We start from the raw sequence: 18822 nt of genomic DNA, 5'->3' as shown, positions 1-18822 counted from the left end.
CCCGCCCTCACTCGAGAAGATCGGGCTGTTCGCGGGTGATCTGGTCGTACAGCGGCTGGTAGTTGACCCAGCCGGCCAGGTCGTTGCCGATCTGCCGGTAGGTGAGGGCGGCGTTCTCGGGCGAGATCGGGATGGTGGGGCCGGCGGCCTGCGCGAGCAGCTGGACCTGGCAGGAGCGCTCCATGGTGATGAACCACCAGGCGGCGGCGTCCACGGTGCTGCCGACGGTGAGCAGGCCGTGGTTGCGCAGGATGACGGCCTTGTGCGGGCCGAGCGCGGTGGCGATCCGCTCGCCCTCCTCCAGGTCGGTGACCAGGCCGGTGTAGTCGTCGAACAGGGCGTGGTCCTGGTAGAAGGCGCACACGTCCTGGGTGATCGGCTCCAGTCGGCGGCCGAGCGCGGACAGCGCCCGCCCGTGGGTGGAGTGGCTGTGCGCGGCGGCGACCACGTCCGGCCGGGCCCGGTGGATGGTCGAGTGGATGACGAACGCGGCCTGGTTGACCGGGTAGCGGCCCTCCACCACGGTGCCGTGGTGGTCGACCAGCACCAGGTCGCTGACCTTGACGTGCTTGAAGGACATGCCGAACGGGTTGACCCAGAAGTGGTCGGTGAGTTCCGGGTCGCGGGCGGTGATGTGCCCGGCGACGCCCTCCTCGAACCCGAGCTTGCCGAAGATCCGCAGGGCGGCGGCGAGGCGTTCCTTGCGGTGGCGGCGCTCCTCCTCGACGGTGTCGAAGGTCGGCGGCAGCCGGAAGATCAGGTCGCCGGGCAGGCGGTCGAGCAGGGATTCGGTGTCGGACATGGCGGGTGACCTCTCCGTGGGGTGCGGGGCGGGCACAGCTCACCAGGGCCGGGCGGTCCGGGCATAGGCTTGCGGCGCCCAACGTGGACGGCACCGGTTGTCCGCCGGGGCCAACCACAGACGGGGGGACGGGCAAGCGCAGGAGGGGGGACGGCCGGTGGAGGCGTTCGTGCGGCTGGTGGCCGGGCGCACCGAGGACCCGGAGGTGCTCGCGGCGGCGGTGCGCGCCGCGCGCGCCGCGTCCGAACTGGTCGCCGCGCTGCCGGAGCGCGAGGTGCGCCGGCACACCCGGGCCCTGCTGGACGGGGTGCGCTCGGCGTTGCAGGGAGACGGCGAGCCGGGGGTGCAGGCGCTCGCGGCGGCTGCCCTGCTGGGTTCGGACCGGGCGCGGCAGGGGGTGCCGGTGGCGGCGCTGCTGGACGGTTTCCAGGCGGGGCGCTCGCACCTGGTGGAGGCGGTGATCGCGGAGGGCCGCCGGTGCGCCGTCCCGGCGGACGAGCTGTTGGACGGCGTGACCCGGATCGATCACATCACCATCACGCTGGCTCGCCGGATGGTGCAGGAACACCGGGTGGCGGAGCTGGCGGCGGCCCGCACCGCCCGCGAGGCGCACGCCCTGACGCTGCGTCAACTCCTGCACGGGGAACCGGTGGAGGCGCTCGGTGCGCCGCTTTCGCCGACCAGCCGGTACCGGTGCGTGGTGACGGCGGTGAGCGATCCGGCGCTGGCGGGGCCGCTCGAGCAGGCCCTCGTCGCGGCCGGTCCCGGCCTGTGCGGTTTTGTGGACGGCCGGCTGGCGGCGCTGACCGGACCCATGCCTGTCCTGCCGTTCGACGGCCCGACCACCGTCGTCACGCCGCCTGCCGAACCGTCCGGTCTGGCCCCCCTGTACGCGATGGCCCGGCGCGCCCTGCGGGCCGCCGAGTCGGCCGGCCTGACCGGCCTTCACCGGCTGACCGACCTCGCCCTGCTCACCGCCACGCCCGCCGACGGCGAGCTCGGCGCCCTGCTGGCGGGCGACCTGCTGGGAGCCCTTGACCGGGCCGATCCCTTCCACCGGGAACTCGCCGTCACCGCTCTGGCCCAGCTGACCCACGGTGGCCGCACCGACCGGACGGCCGCAGAGCTGCACGTGCACCCCAACACGGTGAAGTACCGGCTGCGGCGGCTGCGCGAGCTGACCGGCGCCGACCCGCTGACCGGCGGCGTCGAGCACACCGCGCACTGGTGGTGGGCGCTGCGGAGCTGGCTGGCCTGACTGCGGGGTGCCGTCCAGGGCCCGCCCGCAGGACGCGGCGGGCCCGGAGCGGTCTGGTCACTTACCGGTTGATGCAGACGTTCCCGAACGCGGCGTTGCCGAGGCCGATGACGTCGATCGAGTTGCCGCAGACGTTGAGGTCGAGGTCGATCGGCACCTGGATCAGGTTGCCGGAGAGGACGCCCGGCGAGCCGATGGCGGCGCCTTCTGCCTCGGCATCGGCGGCGGCGGAACCGGCCCCGCCGAGCAGACAGGCCGCGGCCAGGCCGGAGGCGACGAGGGACGCACGAATACGCATGATTTCTCCAGGTGTGATGATCCGATAATCGGGCCTCGATCACACCTGTTCGGACCGCCCCAACGCCCACATTGCACAGATCGTGGGCGTGTCCATGGCCACCCGTACGGCCCCCGTCAGGCAGCCTGCGAGGGACAGTTGTACGGGGAGCCGGCCGGACTTCGCCGGTCCGGCCAGCCGGTCCCCGTCAGCTCCGCAGGAACTCGCGGTTGAGCCGGGCGATTCCGGTCAGCGGGATGCCCTTGGGGCAGGCGGTGGCGCACTCGCCGGTGTTGGTGCAGCCGCCGAAGCCCTCGTCGTCCATCGCGCCCACCATGTTCCGTACCCGCGAGGCGCGTTCGGGCGCGCCCTGCGGGAGGACGTTGAGGTGGACCACCTTGGCGGCGGTGAACAGCATCGCCGAGCCGTTGGGGCAGGCGGCGACGCAGGCCCCGCAGCCGATGCACTCGGCGTGCTCGAAGGCGAGGTCGGCGGCTTCCTTGGGGACGGCGGTGGCGTGCGCCTCGGGGGCGGCGCCGGTGGGTGCGGTGATGTAGCCGCCGGAGCCGATGATCCGGTCGAGGGCGGAGCGGTCCACCACCAGGTCGCGCACCACGGGGAAGGCGCCGGCCCGCCAGGGTTCGACGTCGATGGTGTCGCCGTCGTTGAAGTGCCGCATGTGCAGCTGGCAGGTGGTGGTGCGTTCGGGTCCGTGGGCCTGGCCGTTGATGACCATGCCGCAGGCGCCGCAGATGCCTTCGCGGCAGTCGTGGTCGAAGGCCACGGGGCGCTCGCCGCGCAGGATGAGTTCCTCGTTGAGGGTGTCCAGCATCTCCAGGAAGGACATGTCCTCGCTGATGCCGGAGACCTGGTAGATCGTCATCTCGCCCGGGGTGTCCGGGCCCTGCTGGCGCCAGATGCGCAGGGTGAGGTTCACGCGTAGCTCCGCTGGGTGGGGTGGACGTGCTCGAAGGCGAGCTCTTCCTTGTGCAGGACGGGCGCTCCGCCGGTGCCGGCGAACTCCCAGGCGGCGGCGTAGCTGAACTCCTCGTCCCGGCGGGCGGCTTCGCCCTCGGGGGTGGCGGATTCGGTGCGGAAGTGGCCGCCGCAGGACTCGCTGCGGTGCAGCGCGTCGAGGCACATCAGTTCGGCGAGTTCGAAGTAGTCGACCAGCCGATTGGCCTTCTCCAGCGCCTGGTTGAGCTCGGCGCCGGTGCCCGGGACCTTGATCCGCCGCCAGAACTCCTCGCGCAGTTCGGGGATCCGGGCCAGCGCGTGCCGCAGGCCGGCCTCGTCGCGGGCCATTCCGCAGTTGTCCCAGAGCAGTTCGCCGAGTTCGCGGTGGAAGGAGTCGGGGGTGCGGTCGCCGTCCACGGACAGGATCAGGTTGAGCCGGTCCGCCACCTCGGCCTCCACCTCGGCGAGTTCGGGGTGGTCTCCGGGGACGGGGTCGAGCGGGGTGCGGCCCAGGTAGTCGTTGAGGGTGGGCGGCAGCACGAAGTAGCCGTCGGCGAGGCCCTGCATCAGGGCGCTCGCGCCGAGCCGGTTGGCGCCGTGGTCGGAGAAGTTGGCCTCGCCGATCGCGAACAGGCCGGGGACGGTGGTCTGCAGGTCGTAGTCCACCCACAGGCCGCCCATCGTGTAGTGGATCGCCGGGTAGATCCGCATCGGCACGGTGTACGGGTCCTCGGCGGTGATCCGCTGGTACATCTCGAACAGGTTGCCGTACTTGGCCTCGACGGCGGCCCGGCCCAGCCGGGCGATGGCGTCGGCGAAGTCCAGGTACACCCCCTGCCCGCCGGGGCCGACGCCGCGGCCCTCGTCGCAGACCACCTTGGCGGCCCGGGAGGCGATGTCGCGGGGCACCAGGTTGCCGAACGCCGGGTAGATCCGCTCCAGGTAGTAGTCCCGCTCGTCCTCGGGAATCTGCCCGGGCGGCCGGGTGTCGCCCTTCGCCTTCGGCACCCAGATCCGGCCGTCGTTGCGCAGCGACTCGCTCATCAGCGTCAGCTTGGACTGGTGGTCGCCGGAGCGCGGGATGCAGGTCGGGTGGATCTGCGTGAAGCACGGGTTGGCGAAGTACGCGCCGCGCCGGTGCGCGCGCCAAATGGCCGTCGCGTTCGAGTTCTTGGCGTTCGTCGACAGGTAGAACACGTTGCCGTAGCCGCCGGTGGCGAGCACCACGGCATCCGCCAGGTAGGAACGGATCTCGCCGGTCACCAGGTCCCGTGCGACGATGCCGCGGGCCCGGCCGTCGATCACGATCAGGTCGAGCATCTCGGTGCGCGCGTGCAACTCGACGTTCCCGGCCGCGATTTGCCGTGACAGCGCCTGGTAGGCGCCGAGCAGCAGCTGCTGGCCGGTCTGGCCGCGGGCGTAGAAGGTGCGGGAGACCTGGACGCCGCCGAACGAGCGGGTGTCGAGCAGGCCGCCGTACTCGCGGGCGAACGGCACGCCCTGTGCCACGCACTGGTCGATGATCTCCACCGAGACCTGGGCGAGGCGGTGCACGTTGGACTCGCGGGCGCGGAAGTCGCCGCCCTTGACGGTGTCGTAGAACAGCCGGCGGATCGAGTCGCCGTCGTTGCGGTAGTTCTTCGCGGCGTTGATGCCGCCCTGCGCGGCGATCGAGTGAGCGCGCCGCGGGGAGTCCTGGAAGCAGAACTGCACGACGTGGTAGCCCTGTTCGGCCAGTGTCGCACCGGCCGCGCCGCCGGCCAGGCCGGTGCCGACCACGATCACGGTGTGCTTGCGGCGGTTCGCCGGGTTGACCAACTTGGCCTCGAACCGCCGCTGGTCCCAGCGCTGTTCGATCGGCCCGGCCGGGGCCCGGGTGTCTGCGACGGGCGCGCCGACGGTGTAGTCGAGGTAGCTCATCGGGGCCTTCCCGGAAGACGTGTCGTGGGCGGTCTGCCCGTTGTCGTGGGCGCTCGCCGGACCGGTCCCGCCGGCGTCGTGGGCGGTCTGCCCGTTGTCGCGGGCGCTCGCCGGGCCGGTCCCGCCGGCGTCGTGGGCGGTCTGCCCGTTGTCGCGGGCGTTCATCGGACCAGTCCGGTCATCACGGCGACCGGCACCGACGCGAAGCCGACGGTCAGCAGCAGCGCCAGCGCGTTCGCGGCGAACTTCAGCACCCGGTCGCGGCGCGGGTTGTTGACGCCGAGGGTCTGCGCGGCGCTCCAGAACCCGTGCCGGACGTGCAGCCCGAGCGCGAGCACCGCCAGCAGGTAGATCCCGCCGCCGTACCAGGTCGAGAACGAGGCCACGATGTTCTGGTACGGGCGGCCCTCCTCGGCGGCCGGGTTCACCGTCAGCGTGGTCAGGTCGAGGATGTGCCAGACGATGAACAGGCCGAGGATCACCCCGCCCCAGCGCATCGTCCGGGTCGCGTAGCTGGCCCGCCGCCGCCGGTGCACGTACTGCTGCGGGCGGGCCCGCAGGTCGCGGCGGGAGAGCTGGTAGGCGGCCACCCCGTGCGCGACCACGGCCGCCAGCAGGACGGCGCGGGCCAGCCAGAGGAACCAGCCGAAGTGCAGCAGCGGCTGGCCGATGGTGCGCAGCCAGTGCGCGTAGCCGTTGAGGTCGTCCGGGCCGAAGAACACCTTGAGGTTGCCCAGCATGTGGGCCACCAGGTAGGCGAGCATCAGCAGCCCGCTGACGGCCATCACCGCCTTCTTGCCGACGGAGCTGCGCCACAGTGCCGCCGCGGCGGACGGATGCCGACCGGGAGTGGGGGTCCGGTTCACCCGGTTTGTCCGGGTAGCAGAAGCCATGGGCATGACGGTAGGCCCGGTGCGCAGGTGCTGTCCAAGACATGAAAGCGCTGCCCACGATAGGAGATGCCTATGATGGCTGCTGTGCAGTTGCAACAGCTCGCCTACTTCGTCGCCGTCGCCGACGCCCGGCACTTCACCCGGGCCGCCGAACTGACGCACGTCTCACAGCCGTCACTCTCGCAACAAATCCGTTCACTGGAACGCGAGTTGGGAGCGGAGCTGTTCCACCGCTCGCGCTCCGGCACCTCGCTGACCGATGCCGGGCAGGCACTGTTGCCGCTCGCCCGGCGCATCCTGGCCGACGCGGAGAGTGCCCGGCGGGCCGTCGCCGAGACGGTGCAGCTGCGCCGGGGCCGGGTCCGGTTCGGGGCGCCGCCCTCGCTCTGCGCCAGCCTGGTGCCCGAGGTGCTGCGCGCCTACCGGGCGCTGCACCCCGGGGTGGACCTGCGGCTGACCGAGGGCGGCTCGCGCGACCTGGTCCGCGACCTGGAGGCCGGCGAACTCGACCTCGCCCTGATCATCGCCGCGCCGTCCGCCGCGCCCCCCGGCCTCTCCGTCACGCCGCTGCTGCACGAGGACCTGGTGCTGGTCTCCGCCGAGCCGCTCCCCCGCCGCCGGGCCCGGATCACCGACCTGCGCGGCCAGGGCCTGGTGATGTTCCGGGAGGGCTACGACGTCCGCGAGACCACCCTCGCCGCGTGCCGGGCCGCCGGCTTCGAACCTTCCTACGCCGTCGAGGGCGGCGAGATGGACGCCGTGCTGGCCGCCGTCCGGGCCGGTCTCGGGCCCGCCGTCGTCCCCGGCATGGTCGCCGCCCGCTCCGGCCTGTGCTCCGCCCCCTTCGCCCCGCCCGGCCTGGGCCGCACCATCGCCCTCGCGCACGGCCGCGACCTCCCCCTGACCCGCGCCGCCACCGCCTTCCGCGGCACCCTGCTCGCCTACCTGGTCGACGCCGACCGCGCCGGCTCCCTCCCCCCGGGCACCCGCCTGCTACCGCCGGACTGACCGCGGCCTACCCTTGTGCTCCGCGTGTTCGTTCGACGAGAGGCGGTCCGGGTGTCCGGCAGCGTGGTGGCGGTCAGCAGCAACGGCGAATACTCCTTCAGCAAGCCCAACCGGGCGGGCATCCGCCTGCTCGAGGGCCTCGGCGTCGAGGGCGACGTGCACTCCGGCGTCACCGTCAAGCACCGCTCCCGGGTCGCCCAGGACCCGACGGTGCCGAACCTCCGCCAGGTCCATCTGATCCACGCCGAGCTGTTCGACGAGCTGGCCGAGGCCGGATTCACCGTCGCCCCGGGCGAGTTGGGCGAGAACGTCACCACTCGCGGCATCGACCTGCTCGGCCTCCCGGTCGGCACCCTGCTGCACCTCGGCCCGGAGGCGGTGGTCGAGGTCACCGGCCTGCGCAACCCGTGCGCGCAGATCGACAACTTCCAGCACGGCCTGCTCAAGCAGGTGGTGTTCCGCGACGAGAACGGCGGCACCGTCCGCAAGGCGGGCATCATGGGCATCGTCCGCACCGGCGGCCCGATCCACCCCGGCGACACCATCACCGTCACCCTCCCGGACGGCCCGCACCGCCCGCTCGAACGGGTCTGACGGCCCGGCATGAACGTTCCCGAACTGCTGGAATCCGCCGGCCTGTTGGTCCCCGAGGGGATCGCCACCGAGAACGACCTCACGATCAACGACGTCTGGGAGTACCTCGCCCACGACGAGTGGGAGATCGCCCTCGACCTGCTCGAGGACCTCGGCGACGCCCACCCGCTGCCGCTCGCCTTCTGGGAGACCCTCGGCACGGCCGCCGAGCAGATGCAACTGAAGACCAGCGCGGCCTGGTGCCACTGGCGCCACTACGAAACCCGCCACGGCATCATCCGGGTCGACCTCACCCTCCTCCCCGCCACCGAGAGCCGACGCCAGACCCCCTTCTCCGGAGCCGGCGCCCTCCGCCCCATGTGGAACATCGGAAACCGCACCCCCACCGGCGACCCGACCCTCGACATCGCCCGCCTCTGGGTCGAACACACCCCCACCCTCGGCCCCGGCGAACGCTCCTCCGCACGCCTCGCCCCGCTCACCCCCACACAGTGGCGACACCTTCAGCCCGGCGCGACGATCACCATGCACGAAGACCGCGCCATCGCCGGAACGGCCGCCGTCCTGGAAGTGCTGCCGCCGACCGCATAGCTCCCGTCAGAACCGGCTGGTGTCGAGCTCCAGATCGAACGGCGCGGGCAGCCGAACGGCGCTACCGAAGGGGTGCGGGCCGTCGATTTCCTGGTAGCCCAGACGTCCGGGGGCGGAGAAGACGGTGCACTCGCGCTGTTGACGGTCCACCAGCAGGTAGATCGGGGCGCCGTACTGGCCGCAGCGGCGGCGTTTGGTGGTGCGGTCGGTCTCGCCGTTCGACGGCGAGGTGACCTCGACCACCAGCAGGGTCTGATCGGGCAGCAGGGCACCCTCGGTCTTCGCGGCGAGCTCGGCCGGGACCACCGCCAGGTCGGGGATGAACCAGTTCTCGCTGCCCGGCAGGTCGAGGTTGCCCGACCCGGAGACCAGGCCGAGCTCCTCCAGACGCGGGGTGAGCTGCCGACGAACCACCTCGGCGGCGTTCTCGTGCGCCCAGGACGGCGACATGGGCGTGATGACTCCCTCGATGATCTCGGCGCGATCACCCGCGACGTGCTGAACGGCGTACTTCAGAGCCCTCTCGGGGTCACTGACGCGGTAGTCCCGGGGGACATGGGCTGCCGTGCTCATGGCGCACCTCCTCTGTTCCCGCCCGATTCTCCTCCGAAAGCCACGCCCGCGCGTCGAACCAGCAGGCCGTTCACCGTTTCGGGTTCGCGGCCTCGGGCGGTCTCTTGTCAGTCGTCGATCCGGACCAGCGCGAGGGTGATGTTGTCCGGGCCGCCGGCCCGGATCGCGGCGCGCCAGAGTTCGACGACGGCGTGCTGGTCGTCCTCGTCCGCGTCGCCGTCGGTGATCAGGGCCATCCACTCCTCCGGCGGGACGGGGTCGCTGAGGCCGTCGGTGCAGAGCAGGTAGCGGGCGCCGGGGCGGACGGGCAGGCGGGTGACGTGCGGGGCGAGGGCGTCGCGCGGGGTGGCGCCGCCGAGGACGCTGGTGACCAGGTGGGTGGTGCGCTGGCCTTCGGCGAGCGGCGGGCTGTCGTCGGTGGTGAGCAACTCCGGTTCGGTGTCGGTGAGTTCGTAGACCCGGCTGTCGCCGACGTTGAACACGAACACGGACTCGGCGGTCAGTGCCAGCCCGGCCACGGTGGTGCTCATCCCGGTCAGCGCGGGGTCGGCGTCGGCCGCGTCGTGGAGGGTCTCGTGGCCGGCCTGCAGCGCGTCCCGGACGGCCTGCTCGTCGGTCAATCCCCCGCCGGTGGAGGCGAGTTGCCCGGCGATCAGCGAGGAGGCCAGGTCACCGCCCGGGTGGCCGCCCAGTCCGTCGGCGACCGCGACCGTCAGAGCGGTGGCGCCGAGCGGGAAGTAGAAGGTCTGCGGGCTGTCGGTGGCCGTCGCGCAGAGCGTCCACGGCCCGACCGCCACACTGTCCTCGTTGTGCTGACGCACCACTCCCGTGTGGCTGAGCACGCTCACCGCGATGATCGGCACGACCATCCACCTCTCTCCGAACTCTCCCGCTCGCGCGATCCGTTGCGCGGCCGTGACGTCAAGCCAAGCACACCCGGACGGGCGCCTTCCGCCGAGGGGCCCGGGCGCAACTCCGGCCGGCCCGCGCGGACTCCGTTCCCCGGGCATTCCCTTCGTCAAGAGAATCCGGTGGAATGCCCCCGCTCTCGCCTGGTGCGGGAATTGCGGGCGTCAAGACTCCTTGCCCCTTGACCGGTTCCCGGGGTAGCTTGGCGCGACCGTCAACTTCCTTTTCCGGAAGCTTTACTGGCCGCACTCCCGGTGGGTTCCCCTACGAAGTGACGGCCCTCTCCTTGCCATTCCCTTGCCTTTTGTCGGTGCCATTTCGCAAGGGTGAGCAGCGGCCTTACTGAACTTGAATTCGTGATGCCGGTCAGCCGTCCGTGATCAGTCCTGTGCCGGCCAGACAGCCGTCGACCAAATCCGAGCGGTACTGGATCTGCTTGAGCCCCCGCTTGACGGCCCGGGTGATCTGGCCAAGGTCGGCTGCGGCGAGATTGCCGATTCCGCGCTTGACCAGCGACCAGATACCCTCCTGCGGATTCAAGTCCGTTGAGTAGCTCGGCAGTTGGAAGACGGTGAGCCACTCTGAGCTTTACTCTGTCGGGGATCTTGGTCGCTACGTCGTCAGCCGACGGCTCGCCATGAACGCGGACGCTGGATTTCCTGCTGGTCGAGGTGGCCCTGAAAGGCGGTCGGTGGGCGAGGGGGCGCGCTCTGGCCTGGAGGCTGCCGGCTGAGGCGCGATGTTGACGGCAATTGCGGTGAGTATGTGCTGCAAGTGCGTCTTGGCCTGCCTGCGTAGCGGCAGCGGCGCATGCCGTGGCCGTAGGCGAACTCGCAGATGGTGCCCTCGATGCCGGACCGCACCGCGTAACGCCTGTGCCAGGCCGGGTTCTGCTGGTCGGGCGGTTGCGCATCTGGAGCTCGTTGCCCAGGCGCACCGGCCAGCCGTAGCGGCGGCCCCAGTCCTCCTCGACCACGCCGTTCAGTGCATGGCCGGCGGTGCGGGCGAGTTCCTCCGGGGCCGCGCGCACCGCTTCGGTGACCAACTCCAGGCGTGTCAGGTCGCGTGCGGCGGCCAAGACGTGGGTGGATTCGGTGCGCTGGATCGTGCGCTCGCGGACCAAGCCCGCGTCCTTCAGGCGGGCCAGGGCGAGGTCGAGAAGGCGGTCAGCCCGGTTGTCCTCCGGCAACCGGTCACAGAAGTCGGTAAGCACGCTGCGGTGGAAGCCGGAGTCGTCGAGGTCGAAGCCGAGCGCGTACTTGAAATGGATCCGGCAGCGCACGGCCTCGGCGGCATCGCGGTCGGAAAACCCGAGCAGGAACTGCAGCACGCTCGCCGTGGCCAGCTGGGCGGGCGAGAGCCCGGGACGCCCGTCACGCGGGTATCAGTCCGCGAAGTCCTCGTCGCTCCACGTCCGATGCCCAGGTCGCGCGGTTGGAGCGGGAGTTGGAGCGTGGGCCGCTGGCTCACGGCTGGGCGGACCAGCGGTGGACTCTGGCACGGGTGAAGACGTTGATCGTCCGGCTGTTCCACGTTTCCTACACCGTGGAGGGCACCTGGGTCTTCCTGAAGCGGCACGGCTGGTCCTGGCAGCAGCCGGCCCGCCGGGCGAGCGAGGGCGACGACGCGGCGGTGGAGTTGTGGAAGAAGGAGACGTGGCCGCTGGTAGGAGCACCGCGGCGGCCCGCGACGCCTGGATCGTCTTCAAGGACGAAGCCGGGCAGTCGATGACGCCGCCGCGCGCCAGGACCTGGGGGCAGACTCGGCTGCACCCCCGTCGTGCGGGTGCGTGGCCGGGGCTCGGGCCGGGTGTCCATGGCCGGGCTGAGCTGCTACAAGCCCGGGAAAAGGTCCCGGATGTTCTACTCCGTCCGCGGGTACCGGGGCTGCAGGGGAGAGCCGAAGGGCATCGGCTGGCGCGACCTGCGCGACCTGCTGGTCGGGGCGCACATCCAGCTCGGCAGCCCGATCGTGCCCGTGTGGGACAACCTCCGTGCCCACCTGATGCCGCCGATGCAGGAGTTCGTCCGGGCGAGCAAGGACTGGCTGACCGTCTTCCAACTCCCGTCGTACGCACCGGACCTCAACCCGCAGGAGGGCATCTGGTCGCTGGCCAAGCGCACCATCGCCAACCTCGCCGCCGCCGACCTCGACCAACTCGCCCGCACCGTCAAGCGCAGCATGAAGCAGATCCAGTACCGCCCGTACCTTATCGACGGATGCCTCGCCGCCACCGGCCTGATCATGGACGGCTGACCACCCTCCAGACCGACATCACAAATTCAAGTTCAGTAGCTCACATGGAACAAGCGACCAATCAGGGTCTTGATCCGCGCCAACGTCCACCGCTGGTCCGCCCAGCCATGGACAGCGGGCCGCGTTCCAACTCCCGCTCAAGCCTGGCGATCTGCGCGCCACCGAGCCCCGGGCGACCCGGCGACCCCTTCGGCTGGACGCCGGCTTCTCCGCGCTCGCGCCAGGCCCTGCGCCACCGCTCGACCGACCGCTCGCTCACCCGCAACGCTACAGCGATCTCCCCGTTCTTCTCCCCGCCCTCGAAGCGTTCCACAGCCTGCAGCCGGATCCGCTCCCGCGCGACCCTCTCTGCGTCGGTCAGCCCGCCGCCCTGCGCGTACCTCACGAACCCAGGACTACTGGAGCCCACCGACCGCTGTCAGCCGAACGACTCCGACATCACTCAATCAAGTTCGGTAGCCCCGCCCGCAGTCGCCCTCGGAATCCCCCGGGTTCTTGATCCACAGCTAGGCGTCCACCCCGGGCCGGCCGGAATGGAGTGGTTGGCCGCTCGCCGAGCGCGCACCCGGGCGGGTTGCACCAGGCGTCGCCGCCCAGCGCCCTGTTGCCGCTGCAACTGGTGTCGATCGCGAAGTGCTTCCCGTCCAGGGCCGCGGAGAGCCTGGCACCGTACGCCGCGTTCCGCTCGGTGTCGTAGAAGTTGGCGACGTTCAGGGCGAAGCCGCCCATCGCCACTATGCCCGACCTGCACAGGGCGGCGGCCAGCTCCTGCGGGTCCTGCACCCAGCCCGGGTTGCCCGTGTCCAGGTAGACCCGGGCGTTCGGGTTCTTCCTCAACTCCTGGACGGCGAAGGCCAGCAGACCATACCGCTCGGCGGCCAGGTCGCCCTTGATCCCGCAGTCGTCCAGGGTGTGGACGACTGCGTCCGGCTCCAGCACCACCCAGGCCTTGCGGTCGCCGAGGGCCTGCGCAACGCCGGTGATCCAAGATCGGTAGGCGGCGGCGTCGGGGCGCCACCGCCCGAGAACTGACCGCACGAGCGGTGCGGGATGTCGTAGGCGACGAACGTGGCCCTCCAGCCCTCCTTGGCGGCCCGCCGACTCACCTGCTCGGCGATCTCCCGGGCGCGCTGCTCGCCGAGCCACTGCGAGGAGAGCTGAGCGGCGATCCGCAGCGGCGTCTCGGCCTCCACCGTCGGCCCTGGCCGCGCAGCGCGGTCACCTGCCGGGCGGCGTTGGTCTGGTCGGAGACGTGGAAGTCCTATCCGGGGAACTGGGCAAACCCCCGGCCTGGCCCGCACACGCGCTGTCACCCGTACCGGCCCCGACCACGCCCGCCTCGACCGTGTCCGTCACGACATACCATGTCTGAAATACGAAGAGTCATACACCGCATACGGATTGCTGACTGTTTGTCAGGTCGAGCATCAACGAACCGCGAGTTGAAGGCCTCAGGGGTGTGGGATTCCTCTCATCTGACGCTCGTTTAACTGTATTCACATAAGGCTAGTTTGATCGTGCTGGCCACCAGCACGCGTGGCAATTGAGAGGAAAGGGGGAGCCATGAAGTCCATGAGCAAGGCCACCAAGGTGTTGATCACGGGCGCTGTGACGGTGGCATCCGTCATCGGTCTTTCCGGAACCGCTTCGGCGAGTTCCTTGTCTCGCGGCGATTCCCTCGACATCGGGGGCTGGATCGCGGGCACCACCGGCACCAGTACCTGGTACGAGCTGATCCTGCAGTCGGATGGCAACCTCGTCGAGTACCGCTGGGAAGGCGATCCGACTGGCGGTTCCCAGAGCCGCACGGCGTGTTGGGCGACAAACACAATGGGGTCCGGCGCCCACCATGCGACGTATCAGCAGGACGGCAACTTCGTCCTCTACACCCAAGGCGGCTATGCGGTGTGGTCGTCCGACACTGCGGGCAAGCCGGGGTCGAGCGTCTCCATCAATTCGCACGGTGGCTTGTACGTCGGCTACACGATGAAGTTCATAGGGTGCTGATCAAGCTCCCGGGCTGAACAAGAAATCGGTGCCGTCCCGCAGCTTGCGGGACGGCACCGGCTTTTCAGGAGCGAGCAGCCGGGGCGGTGCAACGGTGCCCACCAGGTCGGCAGCCCCCTACGAGCAGGACTCCGGGACGACTACTGAACTTGACTTCGTGATGTCGGTCAGCCGTCCATGATCAGCCCTGTGCCGGCCAGGCAGCCGTCGATCAACTCCGAGCGGTACTGGATCTGCTTGAGCCCCCGCCTGACGGCCCGGGTGATCTGGCAGAGGCCGGCTGCGGCAAGATTGCCGATCCCGCGCTTGACCAGCGACCAGATACCCTCCTGCGGGTTCAGGTCCGGTGAATAGCCCGGAAGTTGGAAGACCGTGAGCCAGTCGGCGTGGTCGTGGTCGGCGATGAACTGGCGCATCGGTTCGACCAGATGCATGCGCAGGTTGTCCCACACGGGCACGATCGGGCCGCCGAGCTGGATGTGTGCCCCGACCAGCAGGTCGCGCAGGTCGCGCAGGTCGCGCAGGTCGCGCCAGCCGATGCCCTTCGGCTCTCCCCTGCAGCCCCGGTACCCGCGGACGGAGTAGAACATCCGGGACCTCTTCCCGGGCTTGTAGCAGCTCAGCCCGGCCATGGACACCCGGCCCGAGCCCCGGCCACGCACCGGACCACCGGCGTGCTGCCTTTGCAGCCCCAGCTTCTCGCGCGCGGCGGCGTCATCGACTGGCCGGCTTCGTCCTCGAAGACGATCCAGCCGTTGCACGCCGCCGCGGTGCTCCTACCAGCGGCCACGTCTCCTTCTTCCATACCTCGACCGCCGCGTCGTCGCGCTCGATCGCCCGTCTGGCGGGCTGCTGACACGACCAGCCGTACCGCTTCAACAGCCGCCACGCGCCCTCCACCGTGTAGCTCACATGGAACAAGCGACCAATCAGGGTCTTGATCCGCGCCAGCGTCCACCGCTGGTCCGCCCAGCCATGGACAGCGGGCCGCGTTCCAACTCCCGCTCAAGCCTGGCGATCTGCGCGCCACCGAGCCCCGGGCGACCCGGCGACCCCTTCGGCTGGACGCCGGCTTCTCCGCGCTCGCGCCAGGCCCTGCGCCACCGCTCGACCGACCGCTCGCTCACCCGCAACGCTACAGCGATCTCCCCGTTCTTCTCCCCGCCCTCGAAGCGTTCCACAGCCTGCAGCCCGATCCGCTCCCGCGCGACCCTCTCTGCGTCGGTCAGCCCGCCGCCCTGCGCGTACCTCACGAACCCAGGACTACTGGAGCCCACCGACCGCTGTCAGCCGAACGACTCCGACATCACTCAATCAAGTTCGGTAGCGTCCTGCCGCCGAGCCGAATCCGGCCGCGACACCACACCCCTACGGTGTCGCCGGTCGTCCCCAACCGACCCCGGCCCGGCGGGAGGAATTGCGATGAACCGCAAGACCGCTCTGGCGGCAGCTGTTGCAGCAGCCCTCACCCTGGGCGCCGCCGCGATGCCACTTCGCAGAGCGTCGCGCAGGCCAGCCCCACCACACAGCCCGGTGCCGGCTTCCAGGCGATGAGCACGGCGGGCCGGCTCGCGGCCATGGACCAGGCCGGCAAGGAGGCCCCGGCCGTGGCGAAGGCGCTGGGCCTCGGACCGAACGAGCGCCTGCTGTCAAGGACGTGCTGATCGACAACGACGGTGCCCGGCACGTGCGTTACGACCGCACCTACCGCGGCCTGCCCGTGGTCGGCGGCGACCTCATGGTGCACCGCGCCGCGAACGGCAAGATCACGTCCACCACCTGGGCGCACGAGGGTGCGCTGAAGGTCGCGGGTGTGACGCCAAAGCTCTCCACGCAGGACGCGTCGAAGGCCGCCGAGCGCAGCGCCAAGCACGTCAAGCAGGCCCGCACCAGCAACCTGGACAGCAGCCAGCTGGTGGTCTGGGCGGTGGGCAAGGTCCCGGTGCTCGCCTACCGCAGCACCGTCACCGGCGCGGGCGCAGCCGGCGCGAACACCCGCGAGGCGGTCCTCGTCGACGCGGCCAGTGGCGCCGTCCTCGACCAGTAGGAGCGATACATCGTTTCGAATGCGTGGGCCGCCGTCTCGCTCGGCACCGCCCTGCCCGACCCGGGCGGCAGCGCCTCCAGCCCGAGCCCGTCCCCGACCGGCACCCCCGGCGGGGGCAACGCCCTGGTCAACGGCGGATTCGAGCAGGGCACCACGGGCTGGACGCAGAGCGCCAACGACATCACCAACTCCAACCAGCAGACCCCGCACGGCGGTTCCTGGTACGCCTGGATGATGGGCTACGGCTCCGCCGCCACCGAGACCCTCTCGCAGAGCAACATCGCGGTGCCCGCCGGAACACCCAAGCTGACCTTCTGGCTGAAGGTGACCACCCAGGAGACCGGCACCACGCCGTACGACACCCTGAAGGTCAACGTCAACGGCACCACCGTCGCCACCTACTCCAACGCCAACGCCAGCGCCGGCTACGTCCAGAAGACCGTCAACCTGAGCGCCTACGCCGGGCAGACCGTCAGCCTGCAGTTCGCCGGCCAGGAGGACGCCTCGCTGGCGACCACCTTCCTGGTCGACGACGTGAAGATCGGCTGACCGGCCGCCGGTGATCGGGAGGGTGCCGTGCGGGACGGCACCCTCCCGGTTGTTCCCCCCCTCAGCCCTGCTCGCCTCCGCTGCCGCTCCTTGACCAGCCGCGCCGCTCGCCCTCGTCGATCAGCCGCCGCCCCGCCGCCCACAGCGCCGACGACGCGTCACCGATCACCGCCTTGCGGGCACGTACATCGTCCGCCGTCACCCCAGGGGTGCGCCAAGTACCGCCGTGCGCCATCCAGTTGAGCAGCAACGGCTGCAACCGGTCCATCGCCTTCGCGAACCGGGCCTCCGGGGTACGGCGTTCCTCGAACTCGTCCCACAACTCCCGCATCCACCGGGCCTGATCCTTCGGCAACAGCCCGAACAACTCGTCCGCAGCCGCGGACTCTCGCTCCGCCTGATCAACGCCCGCCTCCGTGTCGTACAGCGGCGTGTCCCCGGCGTGGATCTCCACCAGGTCGTGCAGCAGGACGAGTTGGACGGTGCGGCCCACGTGGATCGGCTCGTCCGCGTACTCGGCGAGGAGGGTCACCATCATCGCCAGGTGCCAGGAGTGCTCGGCGTCGTTCTCGCGGCGCTCGGCCGCCACCAACGGCGACTGCCGCAGAATGGTCTTGAGCCGGTCGATCTCGACCAGGAAGGTCAGTTGGGCACGCAGACGCGCGTCGATGCCGTCGGGGAAGGGCGTGCGGTCCACCAGCAGGGGGTGCGGAGCGTCACTCATGAGGCCCATCGTGCCACGGCGTGCCATTTGACGCTCAATCAGTTTGCTGGATTCCCGATGGGATCCGGTCGCCTTGCGCCGACACGCGGCGGTGCCCGGCGGGAACCCCGACCGCCGGGCACCGCTCCGCAGTTCTGGCCGTTCTAATAGGAGGCACCCGCTCCGTTGAACCCGCCGGAGACGCCGCTGTCGTCGGCCCAGATCATGAAGTCGGTGTGCTGAACGCCGTAGGGGGACACGACGGAAGTCGTGGCGGCCTCGCCGGCACCGCTCTGGTTCGCGGCGAACTGGCCCTGGTCGAAGTTTGCGCTCAGGTCTTCCTGGGCGGACGCGAGGCCGGCGCAGCCGACGACGAGCGGGGCGGCGAGGGCACTGACGGCCAGAACACGCTTGAGAGCACGCATGAAGATCTCCTCCGAGAAGACGGTCGATGGCGGGGCTCGGTGGTGGCCCCGCCGACTCCAGAACGCCACGGGATCCGGAGGCCCGCAAAAGGGTGCTGCCTCCGTGTGGTCCCGACGATCCGTCAGCCGCCCTTGCGCCAGCACGGGAGGGGCCCCTCGCAGGTTCACCCCTGAGTGGTCGCCGGGGCGGCACAGGCGCCCGGGGCCGGGTCGCCTGTCGAACAAGTGGTCGACCCGCCCGGCGGCGATGCCCGCTGCCCCGACACACGAAGGTGCCCGGCGGGTGGGATTCCCGCCGGGCACCTGAATGTGATTCTTCCGGTCAGCCCTTAGAAGTGGGCACCGGACTCGGTGTGCGAGCCTTCGACGCCCTCGTCGCCGGCGAAGACACAAGCCTCACCGTGCTCGACGCTGCCCGGCTCGACCTCGGAGAACACCTTGGACTCGCCGGCGACCTCCTCGTTGGCGACGAACTGGCTCTTCGAGAAGTGGGCTTCGGGGCCCTCGTGGCCTTCGTGGGCGGAGGCCAGTCCGGCGCAGCCGATCACCAGGGGGGCGGCGAGGGCACCGATGGCCAGAACACGCTTGATAGCACGCATGAGAATCTCCTCCGAGTAGTTGTTTCGGCGGCGGGGCGCGGTGGTGGCCCTGCCGAGATCCAGACAGCCACGGGATCCGGAGGCCCGCAAAGGGAACATGCGTCCGTCTGGTCCTGACGCAGCGTCAGCAACCCTTGCGCGGTCGAGGGAGTAGCGGTCCGAAGGTTCACCCCTGGGTGGTCGCCCGGGAAGCGCACGCAGCTCCGGATCGACCGTTTCCAGCTTCTGTGACGATCCGTCAGAGCGCGCCCCGCGCAGCGACGGGCGGGGCGACGCTCCCCGGCAAGCGCCCGCGTCGAACATGCGGTCGGTCGTGGGCATTGGGCTGTCCCGATCCCGATGTCCGGACTGAAGGCCGAACCCGAGCCGTTCTGCCCAGCCTCGGCGAGCTCTGGCTGCCCGACTTCCGGACGGGAGAGATCTCGACCACGTTGCCCTCACCGACCGGCTGCAC

22 protein-coding genes and 3 pseudogenes are annotated in these 18822 nt (G+C 70.5%); 9 read left to right on the top strand and 16 right to left on the bottom strand.

Annotation, left to right across the window (positions count from 1 at the left end):
- Window positions 1-7: 7 nt before the first annotated feature.
- Window positions 8-802, bottom strand: coding sequence for a class II aldolase/adducin family protein (locus ACGFWJ_RS20590; protein ID WP_392951467.1), 795 nt, complete (start codon window positions 800-802; stop codon window positions 8-10).
- 157 nt (window positions 803-959) lie between these two features.
- Between ACGFWJ_RS20590 and ACGFWJ_RS20585 the strand changes: the two genes are divergently transcribed.
- Window positions 960-2060 carry a helix-turn-helix domain-containing protein gene (locus tag ACGFWJ_RS20585; protein ID WP_392951465.1) on the top strand — a complete coding sequence of 367 codons (1101 nt, stop codon included), beginning with the start codon at window positions 960-962 and terminating at the stop codon, window positions 2058-2060.
- 61 nt (window positions 2061-2121) lie between these two features.
- Here the strand turns inward: ACGFWJ_RS20585 and ACGFWJ_RS20580 are convergent, their stop codons facing one another.
- The 4 genes from ACGFWJ_RS20580 to ACGFWJ_RS20565 form a co-directional block, all read right to left on the bottom strand.
- On the bottom strand, window positions 2122-2358 hold the full coding sequence (locus tag ACGFWJ_RS20580) for a chaplin (protein ID WP_392951463.1): 237 nt from the start codon (window positions 2356-2358) through the stop codon (window positions 2122-2124).
- A gap of 187 nt (window positions 2359-2545) precedes the next feature.
- On the bottom strand, window positions 2546-3274 hold the full coding sequence (locus ACGFWJ_RS20575; RefSeq protein ID WP_387641164.1) for a succinate dehydrogenase/fumarate reductase iron-sulfur subunit: 729 nt from the start codon (window positions 3272-3274) through the stop codon (window positions 2546-2548).
- A complete protein-coding gene (locus tag ACGFWJ_RS20570) occupies window positions 3271-5214 on the bottom strand; it encodes a fumarate reductase/succinate dehydrogenase flavoprotein subunit (protein ID WP_392951586.1) in 1944 nt (647 codons plus the stop codon). The genes ACGFWJ_RS20575 and ACGFWJ_RS20570 overlap by 4 nt, the downstream gene beginning before the upstream one ends.
- Window positions 5215-5375: 161 nt before the next feature.
- On the bottom strand, window positions 5376-6107 hold the full coding sequence (locus ACGFWJ_RS20565) for a succinate dehydrogenase cytochrome b subunit (RefSeq protein ID WP_387641161.1): 732 nt from the start codon (window positions 6105-6107) through the stop codon (window positions 5376-5378).
- An 84-nt stretch (window positions 6108-6191) separates the two neighbouring features.
- Here ACGFWJ_RS20565 and ACGFWJ_RS20560 point away from each other — a divergent pair, with 84 nt between their 5' ends.
- From ACGFWJ_RS20560 to ACGFWJ_RS20550, 3 genes are all read left to right on the top strand, one after another.
- Window positions 6192-7115: a LysR family transcriptional regulator gene (locus ACGFWJ_RS20560; RefSeq protein WP_392951459.1), complete on the top strand. Its 924-nt coding sequence runs from the start codon at window positions 6192-6194 to the stop codon at window positions 7113-7115.
- A gap of 63 nt (window positions 7116-7178) precedes the next feature.
- Complete coding sequence (locus tag ACGFWJ_RS20555) at window positions 7179-7709, top strand: MOSC domain-containing protein (protein WP_392951583.1); 531 nt, start codon at window positions 7179-7181, stop codon at window positions 7707-7709.
- 9 nt (window positions 7710-7718) lie between these two features.
- Window positions 7719-8300 carry a hypothetical protein gene (locus ACGFWJ_RS20550; protein ID WP_392951456.1) on the top strand — a complete coding sequence of 194 codons (582 nt, stop codon included), beginning with the start codon at window positions 7719-7721 and terminating at the stop codon, window positions 8298-8300.
- Window positions 8301-8306: 6 nt separating this feature from the next.
- Here the strand turns inward: ACGFWJ_RS20550 and ACGFWJ_RS20545 are convergent, their stop codons facing one another.
- The 4 genes and pseudogenes from ACGFWJ_RS20545 to ACGFWJ_RS20530 all read right to left on the bottom strand — a co-directional run.
- Window positions 8307-8873: a Uma2 family endonuclease gene (locus ACGFWJ_RS20545; RefSeq protein WP_392951453.1), complete on the bottom strand. Its 567-nt coding sequence runs from the start codon at window positions 8871-8873 to the stop codon at window positions 8307-8309.
- Window positions 8874-8980: 107 nt separating this feature from the next.
- Window positions 8981-9742 (bottom strand): PP2C family protein-serine/threonine phosphatase, encoded by a 762-nt coding sequence (locus ACGFWJ_RS20540; protein ID WP_392951451.1) that lies wholly within the window; start codon window positions 9740-9742, stop codon window positions 8981-8983.
- Between the two features lie 406 nt (window positions 9743-10148).
- Entirely contained in the window at window positions 10149-10322 is a 174-nt protein-coding gene (locus ACGFWJ_RS20535; RefSeq protein WP_392951592.1) for a hypothetical protein, read from the bottom strand.
- 673 nt (window positions 10323-10995) lie between these two features.
- Window positions 10996-11112: pseudogene (locus ACGFWJ_RS20530) on the bottom strand (transposase); the annotation flags it as partial.
- Window positions 11113-11285: 173 nt separating this feature from the next.
- Between ACGFWJ_RS20530 and ACGFWJ_RS20525 the strand changes: the two are divergent.
- A complete protein-coding gene (locus ACGFWJ_RS20525) occupies window positions 11286-11513 on the top strand; it encodes a winged helix-turn-helix domain-containing protein (RefSeq protein WP_392951448.1) in 228 nt (75 codons plus the stop codon).
- Between the two features lie 126 nt (window positions 11514-11639).
- Entirely contained in the window at window positions 11640-12038 is a 399-nt protein-coding gene (locus ACGFWJ_RS20520) for a transposase (RefSeq protein ID WP_392951446.1), read from the top strand.
- Window positions 12039-12073: 35 nt separating this feature from the next.
- Here ACGFWJ_RS20520 and ACGFWJ_RS20515 read toward each other — a convergent pair.
- Window positions 12074-12423 (bottom strand): annotated as a pseudogene (locus ACGFWJ_RS20515) (helix-turn-helix domain-containing protein); the annotation flags it as partial.
- A gap of 53 nt (window positions 12424-12476) precedes the next feature.
- Window positions 12477-13076, bottom strand: coding sequence for a glycoside hydrolase family 6 protein (locus ACGFWJ_RS20510; protein ID WP_392951443.1), 600 nt, complete (start codon window positions 13074-13076; stop codon window positions 12477-12479).
- Between the two features lie 534 nt (window positions 13077-13610).
- On the opposite strand from ACGFWJ_RS20510, the gene ACGFWJ_RS20505 reads away from it, so the two are divergent.
- Entirely contained in the window at window positions 13611-14045 is a 435-nt protein-coding gene (locus ACGFWJ_RS20505; protein WP_392951440.1) for a hypothetical protein, read from the top strand.
- A gap of 167 nt (window positions 14046-14212) precedes the next feature.
- On the opposite strand, the gene ACGFWJ_RS20500 is transcribed toward ACGFWJ_RS20505, so the two are convergent.
- Both ACGFWJ_RS20500 and ACGFWJ_RS20495 read right to left on the bottom strand, forming a co-directional pair.
- Window positions 14213-14635 (bottom strand): transposase, encoded by a 423-nt coding sequence (locus tag ACGFWJ_RS20500; RefSeq protein ID WP_392951438.1) that lies wholly within the window; start codon window positions 14633-14635, stop codon window positions 14213-14215.
- Window positions 14636-14759: 124 nt separating this feature from the next.
- Window positions 14760-15298 (bottom strand): annotated as a pseudogene (locus ACGFWJ_RS20495) (winged helix-turn-helix domain-containing protein).
- 404 nt (window positions 15299-15702) lie between these two features.
- On the opposite strand from ACGFWJ_RS20495, the gene ACGFWJ_RS20490 reads away from it, so the two are divergent.
- Both ACGFWJ_RS20490 and ACGFWJ_RS20485 read left to right on the top strand, forming a co-directional pair.
- The gene (locus ACGFWJ_RS20490; protein WP_392951435.1) at window positions 15703-16092 is read left to right on the top strand and encodes a hypothetical protein; all 390 of its coding nucleotides are present in this window, start codon (window positions 15703-15705) and stop codon (window positions 16090-16092) included.
- 9 nt (window positions 16093-16101) lie between these two features.
- Window positions 16102-16641 (top strand): choice-of-anchor J domain-containing protein, encoded by a 540-nt coding sequence (locus tag ACGFWJ_RS20485; protein WP_392951580.1) that lies wholly within the window; start codon window positions 16102-16104, stop codon window positions 16639-16641.
- Between the two features lie 61 nt (window positions 16642-16702).
- Here ACGFWJ_RS20485 and ACGFWJ_RS20480 read toward each other — a convergent pair whose 3' ends face one another.
- The 3 genes from ACGFWJ_RS20480 to ACGFWJ_RS20470 form a co-directional block, all read right to left on the bottom strand.
- Window positions 16703-17365, bottom strand: coding sequence for an HD family hydrolase (locus tag ACGFWJ_RS20480; protein ID WP_392951433.1), 663 nt, complete (start codon window positions 17363-17365; stop codon window positions 16703-16705).
- 143 nt (window positions 17366-17508) lie between these two features.
- Window positions 17509-17769, bottom strand: a complete 261-nt coding sequence (locus ACGFWJ_RS20475; protein ID WP_392951430.1) for a hypothetical protein — start codon at window positions 17767-17769, stop codon at window positions 17509-17511.
- Between the two features lie 329 nt (window positions 17770-18098).
- A complete protein-coding gene (locus ACGFWJ_RS20470) occupies window positions 18099-18368 on the bottom strand; it encodes a hypothetical protein (protein ID WP_392951428.1) in 270 nt (89 codons plus the stop codon).
- Between the last annotated feature and the right edge of the window lie 454 nt (window positions 18369-18822).

Source organism: Kitasatospora sp. NPDC048407, from assembly GCF_043200475.1.
In the GTDB taxonomy this organism is placed as follows: domain Bacteria; phylum Actinomycetota; class Actinomycetes; order Streptomycetales; family Streptomycetaceae; genus Kitasatospora.
Note: the sequence above shows the minus strand (reverse complement) of the source record. Positions and strands in the feature narration are given on the sequence as shown.

Bases quoted from the DNA above. Each gene is read 5' to 3' on its own strand.
- ACGFWJ_RS20565 (WP_387641161.1), bottom strand. From the start codon at position 6,107: ATGGCTTCTGCTACCCGGACAAACCGGGTGAACCGGACCCCCACTCCC.
- ACGFWJ_RS20470 (WP_392951428.1), bottom strand. From the start codon at position 18,368: ATGCGTGCTATCAAGCGTGTTCTGGCCATCGGTGCCCTCGCCGCCCCC.
- ACGFWJ_RS20550 (WP_392951456.1), top strand. From the start codon at position 7,719: ATGAACGTTCCCGAACTGCTGGAATCCGCCGGCCTGTTGGTCCCCGAG.
- ACGFWJ_RS20520 (WP_392951446.1), top strand. From the start codon at position 11,640: ATGTTCTACTCCGTCCGCGGGTACCGGGGCTGCAGGGGAGAGCCGAAG.
- ACGFWJ_RS20580 (WP_392951463.1), bottom strand. From the start codon at position 2,358: ATGCGTATTCGTGCGTCCCTCGTCGCCTCCGGCCTGGCCGCGGCCTGT.
- ACGFWJ_RS20540 (WP_392951451.1), bottom strand. From the start codon at position 9,742: ATGGTCGTGCCGATCATCGCGGTGAGCGTGCTCAGCCACACGGGAGTG.
- ACGFWJ_RS20475 (WP_392951430.1), bottom strand. From the start codon at position 17,769: ATGCGTGCTCTCAAGCGTGTTCTGGCCGTCAGTGCCCTCGCCGCCCCG.
- ACGFWJ_RS20505 (WP_392951440.1), top strand. From the start codon at position 13,611: ATGAGCAAGGCCACCAAGGTGTTGATCACGGGCGCTGTGACGGTGGCA.
- ACGFWJ_RS20590 (WP_392951467.1), bottom strand. From the start codon at position 802: ATGTCCGACACCGAATCCCTGCTCGACCGCCTGCCCGGCGACCTGATC.
- ACGFWJ_RS20480 (WP_392951433.1), bottom strand. From the start codon at position 17,365: ATGAGTGACGCTCCGCACCCCCTGCTGGTGGACCGCACGCCCTTCCCC.
- ACGFWJ_RS20545 (WP_392951453.1), bottom strand. From the start codon at position 8,873: ATGAGCACGGCAGCCCATGTCCCCCGGGACTACCGCGTCAGTGACCCC.
- ACGFWJ_RS20500 (WP_392951438.1), bottom strand. From the start codon at position 14,635: ATGTTCTACTCCGTCCGCGGGTACCGGGGCTGCAGGGGAGAGCCGAAG.
- ACGFWJ_RS20570 (WP_392951586.1), bottom strand. From the start codon at position 5,214: ATGAGCTACCTCGACTACACCGTCGGCGCGCCCGTCGCAGACACCCGG.